The sequence below is a fragment of the Streptomyces sp. NPDC025806 genome, from assembly GCF_055558275.1.
The window spans coordinates 135,920-148,820 of the sequence record NZ_JBVHMU010000013.1; the positions used below are offsets into that span (position 1 = coordinate 135,920).

At 77.2% G+C, this 12,901-nt stretch carries 5 protein-coding genes; all 5 read right to left on the reverse strand.

Annotated elements, in window-relative coordinates; all coding sequences use genetic code 11:
• Window positions 1-7: 7 nt before the first annotated feature.
• On the reverse strand, window positions 8-1,852 hold the full coding sequence (locus ACZ4E1_RS27760; protein ID WP_467544186.1) for a hypothetical protein: 1,845 nt from the start codon (window positions 1,850-1,852) through the stop codon (window positions 8-10).
• A complete protein-coding gene (locus tag ACZ4E1_RS27765) occupies window positions 1,849-5,679 on the reverse strand; it encodes a DUF5682 family protein (RefSeq protein WP_467544188.1) in 3,831 nt (1,276 codons plus the stop codon). Before ACZ4E1_RS27765 ends, ACZ4E1_RS27760 begins: the two co-directional genes overlap by 4 nt.
• A gap of 5 nt (window positions 5,680-5,684) precedes the next feature.
• A complete protein-coding gene (locus tag ACZ4E1_RS27770; RefSeq protein WP_467544191.1) occupies window positions 5,685-6,866 on the reverse strand; it encodes an ATP-binding protein in 1,182 nt (393 codons plus the stop codon).
• Window positions 6,867-6,929: 63 nt separating this feature from the next.
• The gene (locus ACZ4E1_RS27775; RefSeq protein ID WP_467544195.1) at window positions 6,930-11,993 is read right to left on the reverse strand and encodes a hypothetical protein; all 5,064 of its coding nucleotides are present in this window, start codon (window positions 11,991-11,993) and stop codon (window positions 6,930-6,932) included.
• Window positions 11,990-12,847, reverse strand: coding sequence for a DUF4132 domain-containing protein (locus tag ACZ4E1_RS27780; RefSeq protein ID WP_467544198.1), 858 nt, complete (start codon window positions 12,845-12,847; stop codon window positions 11,990-11,992). The genes ACZ4E1_RS27775 and ACZ4E1_RS27780 overlap by 4 nt, the downstream gene beginning before the upstream one ends.
• Between the last annotated feature and the right edge of the window lie 54 nt (window positions 12,848-12,901).

Below are 12,901 nucleotides of genomic sequence, written 5' to 3' on the forward strand. Positions count from 1 at the left end.
TGGCGGGCTACGCCTTCCAGGCCTCGGCGCCGAGGGCCTCGGTGACCTCCTGGGTGTAGCGGGCGCAGGCCAGCCAGGTGCGGGCGAACGCGTCGAGGTCGGCGGGCGCCAGGCGGCCGAACGGGTCCCGGCCCCGGTCGGCGGCAGCGCGGAGCAGCGCCTCCAGGAGGGCCGCGGCCGTGGGCAGACCGGCTCGGCGCAGGGCGGGGGCGTCGTCGGGCCGGGCGAGGGTGAGGGCGCGGCGGCCCGCGACGAGGGACTGCTCGACGCGGCGGCGCAGGGGGTGGACGGGGGGCGGGGTCGCGCCGTCTCCGGTCCGGGGGCCGGGCGGGGCCTCGCCGGTGGTGGCGGGTACGGGCAGGTCGGCGCGGGTCAGGCGGTCCAGGCCCAGGTCGTGGCGTGCGCCGGACGGCAGCCGTACGGCGAGCGGGGTCGCGCGGGCGGAGGTGGACGGCAGGAGCCGGGCGATCAGCCGGACGCGGGTGCCGGGGGCCGAGGCGAGCAGGGCGAGGTTCTCGCGGTGGGCCAGCGCCGGGTCGTCGTGAGCCACCGAGAGTCGGACGGTGACGCCCTGGCAGTCGGCCGCCAGGCTCTCGCCGTCCCGCTCGCGCAGGACACCGCCGAGGGTGGCGTCCAGGAACAGCAGCCCGTCCGGCGACGTGCGCGCCCGCGCCGCCTGCTCGGCCAGGGGTACGGACCACAGGGCGTCCAGCGGCGCTTCGGTCCAGTCGGCGCCCTTGGCCCGGACCGCCTGAACCCCCTTGCCCGCGCCGAGGCGGCCGTCTCCGGCGACCGTGGCGCCGGAGACGACGAGTCCGGCCCCGGACAGCTCACGGTAGGTCAGGGCGGTGTCGCCCAGGCGCACGGCGCGATCGGCTACACCCCGCGCCCGGTTCGCCCCGCCCGGGGCGATGTCGGGGACCTGGTACAGGGTGCCGTCGGCGTCGGCGGTCCAGGTGACGCAGCCCGCGTGACCGGTCGCGGTCAGCACGGGCTCGGTGAACAGGCCGTACAGGCGCAGCGATCCGGCCTGTGCGTAGCTGCGGCGGGCCGTGCCGCGCAGGGCGGCGGTCGCGGCGGGGTCCGTGCCGGGCCTGCCCAGGGCGTGGGCGAGGCCCAGCAACTCCGTGAGTGCGTCGGCCAGTTCGACGGTGCGGTGGGCCGGGTCTGCGCTCCGCGCCGCGCGCACGCCGTTCACGACGCGGATCGCTGCGGCTGCGGGGCGGTGCAGCCCGGCGACCTTGGCGATGTGCGCGGCGCGCAGCAGTCCGGCCTGGGCGACGGCCCCGGCCCCGTCCACCCCGGCGTCGAGGAGGCGCGCGGCGGCGGTCCACAGGGCGCGGGCGGCGGCGGTGTCCGTGGCGTGCTCGGTGACCTCGTGCGCCGAGGTGCTCGTCCGCTCCGAAGCGCTCAGCTCCGGAGTGCTCAGCTCCGGGGTGCTCGTCCGCTCCGGGTCACTCGGCTCCGGAGCGACCGGCGAGCCCGCCGCCTCGCTGGAATCCTCCTCCGCGCCCGACTCCGGCTCCCCGTCCGTGTCCGTGTCCGGGGCGGAGTCGAGCGCCACCGGCGCCAGGGTCGCCGCCGCAGCGCGGTGGACGCAGGACGGGGACAGGAGGCAGTCGCAGCGGATCGCGTCCGGGGTGGTCACGACGCCGTCCGTCGGGCGGAGTTCGACGTTCGACTCCTCGTCCACGGCGATCCGGTGGACACCCGACGCCGGGTCCACCGTGTGCGGGCGAGCCGCGAGCTTGGCCGCGGCGGCGTCCAGCCGCTTGGCGAGCCGCGGGGTCAGTGCCTCGACGATCTCGGCGGTGACCTCGGGCGGCACGGGCGGCAGTCCAGCGGTGGTCATCGGATCCTCTCCCCCACCCAGCGGGCGAGTTCCAACGGGCTCAGGGCGGCCACGGGCATGCCCGCCGCGACGAGTTGACCTGCCGTGCCCGGCGAGTAGCGCGGCCGGCCCGCGTCGTCCAGGCTGGCGCAGCCGAGCACGTGGCAGCCCGCGCCGACCAGTTCCCGCACCTCGCCGAGCAGGCCGCCCACCGGGTAGCCCTCCTCGAAGTCGCTGATCACCACGACGAGCGTGCGGGACGGCGCGGTGACCAGACGGCGCGCGTGGCGCAGCCCGGCCGCGATGTGCGTACCGCCGCCGACCCGTGTCTCCAGGAGCAGCGACAGCGGGTCGTCGACGTGCTCGGTGAGGTCGATGACCTCGGTCGAGAACGCCAGGAAGTGCGTGGACAGGGCCGGCACCCCCGCGAGGACGGACGCGGTCAGCGCCGCCCAGATCGTGGAGGCCTCCATCGAGCCGGAGACGTCCGTGACGATGATCAGCCGCCAGTCGGCGGAGCGCCGGGCCCGCCCGTGGAAGACCGGGTGCTCGGGCACGACGACGATCCGCCCGTCGTCCGCGCGGCGCGCCGTCGCGAGGTTCGCGCGGAGCGTGCGGGCCAGGTCGAGGCCGCCGCCGGGGCGCCGGGTGGGCCGGGCCGTGGCGGCGCCGGTGAGCGCGGGGCGCAGGCGGGTGGCGAGGGCCCGGGTCAGCTCGTCGACGAGGCGGCGGACGAGCGGGCGCAGTGCGGCGATCCGGGACTCGGGCAGGCCGCCCGCGTGCTGCAGGACGGTCCGCAGCAGCTTCACGGAGGGGCGTGCCGCGTCGGGGTCGAGCGCCTCGACCGCGTCGGTACGGCCCGCTGCCGCGGCGGCGGCCAGCACCTCTTCGCGTACGCCGGGGCCGAACAGCGCGGTGAGCTCCTCGGCCCATTCCCGCACCCCGGGGTACGGGGCCTCGCGCCCGCCGCCGCGTCCGCCGAGCCCGCCGCGGGAGCCCTCGCCGCGGCCGGCCCCGTACAGCTCGTCCAGCGCGGTGGCCAACGGGGCGGTGCGCGGGGACAGTTCGTCGGCACGGCGTCCCAGTACGAGGCGCCAGCGCTCGGCCGGGGTGATGCTCCCGCCGGTTCCGCCGACCGGGGTCACGGGGCCGCTGGGGTGCCGTGCGGCGCTCTCCTCCGGTACGGGTGTCAGCGGCACGCCGAGATCCAGCGCGGCCACGGCCTGCGCCGCCGCCAGGTCCGCCCGCGTCCAGGCCGCCTGGGTCGCCGGGTCGACCGTCAGGTCGCCGACGGCGGTGCCGATGCGGGTCTCGACCGTCTCGAGGAGGCGCTCGCGCGCGGCCGGTGACAGGGTGTCGAAGCCGCCGCGCAGGGCTGGCAGCCGGTCGAGGAACGCCCGGTCGGACAGCTCCGTCACCCGGTCGAGCAGCGGGTCCAGCGCGTCCGGCGCGGTCTCCAGGAGGGCGCCGGCGGCGGTGCACAGACCGGTCAGACGGGCGGTCAGGGCGGCGCGCGCGGCGGAGCCGGAGGCGGCGTCGACCCAGGAGGCGACGCGAGCGCCGAGCTCCGGGGCCGACGCGTGGCCCAGCAGGACCCGTACGGCCGCCGCGGCGGAGGCCATGAGCGGGGTGCCGTCGGCGGCGAGCGCGGCCAGCGCGTCGGTGAGCCGCAGGGACCCCAGCGCGTCGGCGCGGCGCGCCAGTTCGACCAGGGCGCGGGCGTCCTCGGGGTCCTCGGAACCGGTGATCCCCTCGACGGCGCGCACCGCGGCGGCGCTCAGCACCTCGGACGCGGCGGCGAGCCGGTCGGGCCGGTCGCCGTCGGGCGTGAACCCGGCGACGTGCCCGGCGGCGAGCCGGTCCACGAGGGCCAGCCCCGTGAGCAGTTCGGCGAGCGAACCGGCGGCCGGGAGCGCCCGGGACAGCTCCTCCAGTGCCTCCTCCGCGAGCTCGGGCAGCGCGCATTCGGCGGCGGCCACGAGGGCGGCGAGGGCCTGGGCGGGGGTGGGCCCGCCCTCGTCGCGGGCGGCGCGGGCCCGGGCGCGCAGGACGCCCTGTGCCGCCTGGGCCGGGGTCACGCCGCGCACGCTCGCGGTCGTGAGCACGGCGGCCGTCGCCGGGGTCCAGGTCACGGTCCACCGGGTGGTGAGCGCGTCGGCCCCGCCCGCGCCGGTGACCCCCTGCTCGTCCGCGTACGGCACACCGCAGACCGTCAGGCGGCGCAGCAGGATCTCGCGGCGCCGGTCACGCGGGGTGCGCAGCGGGTCGAGCCGCAGGTCGCGCTCCTTGCCGGGCTCGGCCGGGCCGGGCAGTCCCAGTTCGGCCGCCTCCCGCTCGACGGCGGGTCCGAGTCCGCCGCGGGGCGCGGCGGGGGTGGGCCGGCCGGTGCGCTCGCCGACGAGCACGCGCTCCATCGCGCGGGCCACGGCGCGGCCCCTCCCGAGGGGTTCGCCCTGGGCGAGCACGGTCTGGAGCGCCTCGACGAGTTCACCGCGGCCGGGCGCGCGCAGCCCGCGCAGGGCGGCGAGGTCCCCGGCGACCCGGGCCACCTCGCGCGCGTCGGCCGGACCGCTCGGGTGCCCCTGGGCGCGGAGGTCGGCGCTGACGGCGACGGCGGCCCGCACCACGGCCTCACGCAGCGCGTCCGGGTCCCCGGCCGCGTCCAGCACCCGGTGCTGCCACTCCGGGTCCCGGATGCCGGCCGGGTAGCCGGACCGGGCGTCGAGCAGCGGATAGGTGTACGGGATGAGGCTGACGGTGCTGCCGGGGCCCGCGGGGGGCGCGGCCTGCGGGGCACTGCCCGATCCTGCCGCGGCGGGCGAGGCCGTGCCGGGGGCGTCGGCGGAGCGCCGTGGGTCCTGCGGTGCGGCACCTGGATCGCTGTCGGCTGCCTCCGGTACGACGCCCGGGCCACTGTCGACCGCCTGCGGTGCGACACCCGAACCGCTGTCCGCCGCCCCCGGCGCGATGGCGGCCGGGCCCTCGCCGGATTCCGGTGCGGCGGCCGGGGCGTCGGGCGCGTGCGGCGCGACTGCCGCGCCGACGACCGACCCCCGTGCGCCACCCGCGCCGTCCTCGGCCGCATCCCGTTCGGCACCCGGCGCCTCCGTGCCCAGGGCCGCCCCCGTCAAGGCCGCCGCATGGAACGAGCCGATCACCGCCGCCGCCCGGCGTCCGTCCCGGGTCGCCTCGCGCAGGCGGGCCCGCATCCAGGACTCGCGGGCGAGGTCGAGCGGGTCGATGCCGGGGCCGTCGGCCGCGTCACGGCGCAGGGCCCAGCCCGTGAGCAGGGCGGCGCGGCGCAGTTCCTCGGGGGTGGCGCCGGGGGCCGGGGCCTCCACGAGGCGGTCCCACAGGTCGTCGCCGTCGCGTCCGGTCAGCCGGTCGCGCAGGGCGTGCCGGAGGCCCGGGCCCGAGGCGGCCGGGCCGTGCTGCCGAGGTTCGCGCCAGGCCCGGTCGGCGAGCGGCAGGTCGCAGGCGAGCACGGGCACGCCCGCGTCCCGGGCCCAGCGCAGCGCCGCCAGTTCGGGCGAGAAGTCGGCGAAGGGGTAGAACGCCGGGCCCCGCCGGTCCGCCGCCGCGTCCGCCCCGGGCTCCGGCTCCGGGACCGCCGCGAGGGCTACGGGCGCGACGGTCTCCTCGTCGGCCAGCCAGCCCAGGAAGTCCTGGGTCTCCGCGGGCAGTTCGACGAGCAGCACGTCGGGCCGCGCCGCGTCGAGCAGCCGGGGCACGGCGGCGGCGAGCGACGGCGCGTGGTGCCGTACGCCGATCAGGTACGGGCCGTCGGGCGCGGTGAGCGCCGCGACGGCCTCGTCCGGGGCCTGCGGCAGCGGCGGCGGGGTGGTCATGCGGGTCAGCCCTCCAGCACCGGACGCAGGTCCCACAGGGTGCGCCAGGTGGCGGAGCCCTCTTCGGCGCGGCGGCGCACGGCCCCGTCCCAGTAGCCGAGCAGCCGGGCCGCGTCCGCCGGGTCGTCCTTGCGCACGACGCCGGTGAGGTGGCCGGGCAGCAGCGCGAGGGGGTCCCGGTCGCCGGGGAAGTAGGCCGTGGCGAGGCCCAGGGCGGTGGCCACGGAGACGGCCTCGGCGGTGCTCATGACGGTGGAGGGCCGCTCGATCTCCCAGCCCTCGGCCGAACGTCCGGTGCGCAGTTCACGGAAGGCGGTCACGAGGATGTCGAGGACCGTGTCGTCGAGCCGGTACTCGGCGCCGGAACGCTCCACGGCGGCCCTGGACTGGCTGCGCACCAGGTCCAGTTCGGCCTCGAAGTCGCCAATGGGACCGACGGTCTCGAAGTTGAACCGGCGCTTGAGCGCGGCGGACATCTCGGAGACGCCCTTGTCGCGGAGGTTGGCCGTCGCGATGACGTTGAACCCCGGGGCCGCGTGCGCCTGGGAGTCCTCGGTGCCGGCGAGCTCGGGCACGGCGACGCGGCGCTCGGAGAGCAGCGAGATCAACGCGTCCTGCACCTCGGGCAGACAGCGGGTGACCTCCTCGACCCGGGCGATCGCGCCGCGGCGCATCGCGGTGAGGACCGGCGAGGGCACGAGCGCCTTCGGGCTGGGGCCCTGCGCGAGCAGCAGCGCGTAGTTCCAGCCGTACTTGAGCTGGTCCTCGGTCGTGCCGGCGGTGCCCTGGACGGTGAGGGCGCTGGTCCCGCTGACGCCCGCCGCGAGCAGCTCGGACAGCATCGACTTGGCGGTGCCGGGCTCACCGACGAGGAGCAGCCCGCGCTCGCCCGCGAGGGTCACCACGCACCGCTCCACGAGCGCCCGTTCGCCGACGAACTTGCGGCGGATCGTCATGCGCCGCGGCGTCCCCTCGGGCACGGCGGCGCCCTCGGGCAGGCTCAGCGGCTGGTCGCTGCCCATGGCGAAGGTGACGACCGCGCGGGGCGTCAGCGCCCAGCCGGGCGGCCGGGGCCCCGCGTCGTGGGCCGCGAGGAACGCCAGCTCCGCCGCGTACAGCTCCTCGGGCGGCACGATCTGGCGGGCCGGTGCGGCGCCGGTCGCCGTGCTCGTCTCGGTGATGGTCATGACCCCGTCTTTCTCACTGTCGTTCTGTCGTTCGAACTGCGCGTCCTGTGGCCGTCCGCGCGGTCAGCCACGCTTGCGGCCCTTGCTGGTGGCGCGGGTGGTCAGCTCCTCGTACGCGGGGACGTCGCCGGAGCGGACCCGCTGCCAGGCGACGGCGAACAGCTCCGGCACGGGCAGCATCGGGACCGCTCTGCTGTCGCCCGGCACCGGGTACAGACCGCTCTTCCACGCCTCCACCGGCAGGGCCGGGGCCTTGTGCGCGAGCCAGCCGCCGGGCAGGAACAGGGCCCGGCCGGCCCGGGCGCGCTTGGCCTCGACGACGAGGTCGGTCGCGGCGAGTTCGGCGCGGGCCTTCTTCAGACGGGCGGGCTTCCAGCCGGTCCAGCGGGCCACGTTGCGGTCCGTGGGGTCGGGCAGGGCGAGCAGCTGGAGGTAGAGGGCCGCGGTGTCGGCGCCGATGCCGTGGGCCTCGGCCACCTCGGCGACGAGCTCGGGCACGCTGCGGGTCGGGTCCTGCGCGTGGCCCTCGAAGCCGCCGTCGGCCGCGAGGGTGCGGGCGAGTTCGTCACCGCGCACGGCCGCGATCCGGCGGACGAAGAGGGCGGCGGAGGGCCGGGCGATGCCCTCGGCCAGGCCGACCGCCGGGTCGTCGGACCCGGTGAGCCCGGCGGGGCGCAGCAGCGTGCCCTCGTTCTCCGCGTACCAAGGGTGGAGGACGAACGCGGTGCCGGCGCGGGTCATACCGTCCGCTTCCGCGCCGCCCGCCTCGGGCATCCCGTAGGCCTTGCGCAGCCGGGCCGCGGTCGTGCGGCGGCCCTCGGCGGCCCAGGACAGATCGGCGTCCAGGAGCAGTGCGGGGTCGGCGAGGCGCTCGCGCAATGCGGAGAGCCCCTCGGGCAGCCGGGCGCGCAGCGGGTGCCCGTACGGGAGTCCGTAGGCGAGGGCGGCGAGGCCCTCGACGGCGCCCGTGAGGGTGCGGCGGTTCGGCACCGCGGACGGGTCGTCGGCGCGCAGCCGCCCGTTCTCGTCCAGGCGCTGGGTGGTGGTGCGGGTCAGCCAGGCCTGCCGGGCGGGGTTGAGGACGGCCTCGGTGGCGGGGAGGTCGGGGACGTCGGCGTCGCCGCCCTCCGGCAGCCGCACGAGGGTGCCGAACCGCTCGGTCCACGCCGCGTGCGCGGCGTCCACGTCGAGGCCGGTGCGCCACAGGGCGCCGAGGTCCTCGGGCAGCAGGGCGGCGGCGACCTCGCAGCGCTCGTCGAGGGGCAGGGCACGCAGCCGCTCCTCGCCGTCCTCGATCTGGGCGCGGGTGAAGCCGGTCAGCTCGCGGCACTCGGCCATGTCCATGGTGGTGACGGTGCCCATGGGCCGGCCCGTGAGCAGCAGCGCGGCCTGGGCGGGTCCGCAGCCGGGGGCGGCGGCGAGCCGGTCGACGGCCTGCGCGTCCCACGACGCGGGCCCGTTCGCCCGTACCAGCATGGCGAGTTCGGTGAGACGCTCAGAAGTCACGCCCGCGCTGACGGGGGTGGCGGCGTGCACGGTGAAGTGGCCGACGGCCCCGAAGGCGCCGGACGGGTCGTGGTCCAGTGCCCGCCAGGCCAGGAACTGCCCGCGGTCCTCCCCGTACAGGGACTCGGCCTCCAGGAAGACGAGGGTGCGCGCGCCCTGGCGGTGCACCTCGCCGCGGCGCTGGGGCGATCCGTTCTTGCCGGGCAGGGGCTCGCGGAGCCGGACGACGCGCAGCGTGCTGCCGCCCGCGCCGAGCGGGCCGGCCGCGACGGCCTCGAACAGGTGGAGCAGCGCGGCCCGTTCGCCCTCGAACAGGGACGGGGCGGCGGCGCGGGTGGCGAACACCGGCAGCCGGTCCAGAAGCTGGGGCCAGCCGCTGCCGGTGGTGGGGACGGTGCCCGGGTCCCGGGTCCAGCCCTCGGCGAGCGGGCGGGTGTCGGGGTGCGGTGCGGGGCCGTGTGCCGGGGTGCCGGCGAGCACGTCGTTGACGGCCTTGATGTGGCGCAGCACGGTCGGCTCGTCGCCCGACCAGTAGCCGGTGACGGTGTGGCCGAGGGCGGCGCGGACGGCGCTCAGCAGGGTGCTGTCGCCGCCGTGCTCCGGCGAGAACTCCGCGTACATGGCCTGCGGCGGGCGCGGCGCCGCCGGGCCGTTCGGCTCGGCCGGCTCGGGGTCGGTGTACCGCCGGGCGGTGGCGCGCAGGCCGACCGGGACCAGGGCGACCGAGGTGACGCCGGCGAGCAGCGCGGGGTCGGTGATGCCGGGCAGGGCGCGGGCGACGGCGGCGGTGGTCGCGGCGGTGAGTTCCTGCCGGTCCTGGGCGCGCTGCTCCTCGCTGCGTGTACCGCTGGTGGCGGCGATGTGCGCGTCGATGATGTCGGCGAGGGTGTCGACCAGGGAGGCGGCGAGCTCGTCCGTGCAGTCCCGCAGCGCCTTGGATCCGGCCTCGTCGCGGACGCGCAGCAGGTGCCAGAACGGCAGCGGCGGTACGAGCACGGTGCCGGCGGCGAACCGGCCGCCCGCGTTCCCGGGCTGCGCGGTGAGGAGCGGACCGGCGGCCTGGGTCGCGCCCTCCTCGTAGAGGGCGGCCAGGCCGCCCTGGCGGGCGAGCACGGGCGCGCTGCCGGGCAGGCGCAGGGCGCCGACCGGGACGGCGCCCAGGCCGTCGGGGAGGCTGACCGTGGTGCCGTCGGGGGTGCCTGCGGTGAGGGTGTCGCCGTCGGCGCGGACCCAGTGGCCGAGGACGGTGCCGTCGGTGCCGAGCGGGGTCTGCTCCGTACCGGGCTGCATCGGCAGCAGTTCGCAGTCGGCGGGACGCAGGGTGCTGCCGTCGCGCACGGCGGCGGCGAAGGTGGCGGGCAGCGAGGCACGGCCGACCGCTCCGGTCGCCGCGTCGTACTCGATCCAGGACGACCCCGCGCTGGTGGTGCGCAGCCGCCAGTGGCCGATGCCGTCGCCGATGACGCGCTCTTCCTCGGTGAGCTGGGTGTCACCGGCGTGCAGCGGACGGCGTCCGGCGGTGCGGCCACCCGTGGGCAGCGGCAGGCTGGCGCCGCGCTCGCGGTGGTGGAAGAAGACGGTGTGCGGGGCGGAGAGGGCGAAGACGTCGCCGGGGCGCGAGGTCCAGTAGGCACGGTCGCGGCCGTCCTCGCGCCACATGACGAGGAGGTCGCCGTCGACGTAGCGGAAGGCGGGGTCGGTCCAGCGGTCCGCCTCCTTCGGGATGCGCAGGTCGTGCTCGAGGAGGACCTGGTCGGGGCCCGCGACGACCGCCTTGTCGCGGTGGGAGACGATCAGGGCGGGCCAGGCCTCGTTGACCCGGATGCCGCCTCGGCCGTTGTCCTTCGGGGCGGGGCCGAGCCGGTCCATCGCCTCTTCGAGCGCGGGCCAGGCGAGCTCGTCGAAGACTCCGGTGCGCAGGGTGCGGGCCAGGTTGCGGGAGAGGTCGTGGCGGCGGACGCGGTCCACGGCGTCCGGGGCGACCTCGGCGGCGACGGCGCGGAAGCGGCGCAGCTGGTTGAGGACCGTCTCGGCGCCGGGCAGTCCGGCGGCGGCCGTGTAGGCGTCGGTCCGCTCGTCGATCCAGGCGCTCAGGACGCCGCGCAGCACCGGGTGTTCGGCGACGGTGCGCAGGTGGAGCTTCTCGTTCCACCGGCTGTGGCCGACGTCGGAGCGCAGCCGCGGGCCGTAGCGCTCGTCGGCGGCGAGGGCGGCCAGGTCGCGGCGTCCCTCGGCGCTGCCGTCGAGCCATTCGCTCAGGCCCAGGTCGCGTCGGCCGCTGTAGGAGTGCGGGTTCGCCTCCGGGGACGGGTCGGTGACGGGGATTCCGAGGGCGAGGCACAGGTCGAGGAGGTCGAGGTCGAGGCGGCTGGCCCACTGGGTGCTCGCCTTGTTCAGGTCCACGGGCCGGCCGTCGGCGATCAGGCGCGGGGCCATGCGCTCGACGAGCGCGTACGTCAGCGGGGTGCGGCGGCGGCCTCGGTACCCGCCGTGGAGGTGGGCTGCCCAGCGGGCCAGCCAGTCGCTCGCGGAGACCTCCGCGCCGGTCGCGGGGCCGGTGAGGAGCTGCTCGGCGCCGGATTCGGCGAGCAGGCCGAGCCACTGCTGCTCGGCGGCGGCGCCGCGGCCCAGGCCGGTGGGCACGAACTCCAGGAGGCGGGCCCGCACTTCGGGCCGCTCCTTGGCGAGGCCGACGAGGGTGGCCTGGTACGCCGTCCAGAAGGAGGCGGGGGCGCGGACGACGGCCGGCGAGGCGAGCAGGTCGGCGAGGAGGGAGGTCTCCTCGGTGACGCGGTCGAGACCGGCCGCCTTGATGAGCTTGCGCGCGTCCTGGGGCAGGGCGGCGTAGGGCGGCATGCCGGCGCCGCAGCGCTCGACGACGAGCTGCCGGTACTGGTGCCAGGCGTCCTCGGCGCTGAGCCGGGCGCTGAGGTCGGCGACGTGCTCCTTGAGGGCCTTGACGGTGAGCGCCCCGGCGAAGGCGAACTCGAGGAACACCGCGCGCCGGCGGGCCTCGTCGACGGCCAGGCTGTGCACCCGCTCGGCCTCGCGGGCCTTGCCGAAGAACTGGGCCGCGTACGTGGTGTTCTCGTGGCGCAGGAAGGCGCGGCCCGCCTCCTCGTAGAACGTGGGCAGGAAGTGGGGCACGGAGCGGCCGAGGCGTTCGCCGAGCGCCTCGAAGCCCTCCTTGGCGGCGCCCGCGCGGGACTTGGCCATGCGGGAGAACCGCTCGACGTCCTTGACGAGGGCGAGCGCGTGGTGTCCGTTGGCCGGGTCGTGGACGAGGGCCCAGGCGGGGAAGCCGAGGGTCTCGCGGCGCACCTGGCCGAGGCCGTCGTGGCGGGCGGTGCGGGTCAGGCCGAGGAAGTCGAGGGCGAGGTCCTCGGCCTCGCCGAGGGTGCCGGGGACGAGGCGGACGACGGTGCGGCCTTCGAGGACGGGGTGTTCGTAGGCGCGCACGGTCAGCTCGTCCGCGTCCTCGCCCCGGTGGGTGCCGGGGAGCAGGACGGCGCCCGCTTCCAGGAGTGCTCCCGTGTCCTGCGTCTGCTCGTCGTCCTTCATCCGCCGGTCCCCCGTCGCGCTGTTCCGTGTGTGCTGGTCGCTGATGCCGTTGGTGCTCACGCCGCCTGCTCCCCGTCCTCGACGTCGCGGCCCGCGTAGAGCGCGGCGGCCATGCGCATGCCCTCGGACCAGGCGACGGGGCCCACCTCGCCGAGGGTGAGGGCGCCGCCCTGGGGGGTGGTCCAGGTCAGCGGGCCCGTCTCGGTCTGTTCGTAGCCCTCGTAGTCGCCGACCCAGACGCGGGCCTCGATGCCGCGGCCGGCTTCCAGGACGGGCAGGACGGCCTGGCCGCCGCGGACGCGGTAGCCGAGGGAGGTGGCGCGGCCGACGAGGAAGCGCAGCTCCTTGAAGACGCCGCCCTCGTAGTCGTCGACGCCCCGGGCGCCCGTGTCGCGGTCGGCTCCGCGCACGTACGTCTCGCGGAAGAGCTGCTGGACGCCCTGCTCGACGCCGAGCTCGACGGCGAACTCGCGCAGTTCGTCGAGGTCGTCGAGGAGGACGGGGTGGGGGATGCGGATCTGCTCGGGGCTGATGCGGACGGTATCGCCGTCGAGGTCGACGAGACCGATGCCGCGCTCGGGGTCGGCGTCGCGCAGGAATCCGGCGACGGCGCCGTCGGGCCCGGTGACGACGAGGTCGCGCAGCGCGGTGCGCCAGGCCGGGTCGGGCCAGACGCGGGCGAGGACGGCGGTGGGGACGGGCAGGGAGCGCGTCATCCAGTTCTCCACCTGGTCGCGGCAGTCGCGCTCGTGGCGCTCCAGCCACTCGGTGAGCTGGCGCAGGCCGATCACGGCCTGCTCGTCCGCGATCTTGGGCGGCACCGACTTGAGCAGGCGGCCCTTCCCGTTCCGGCAGATGACCTTGCCGTTCTCGTCCAGGGCCACCTCGTAGTCGCCCGCGGGCATCCACCCCATCACTGCCTCCCCGACAGCCGTGCTGATCAACTGCCGGGAACTCTAGAGGGGCCC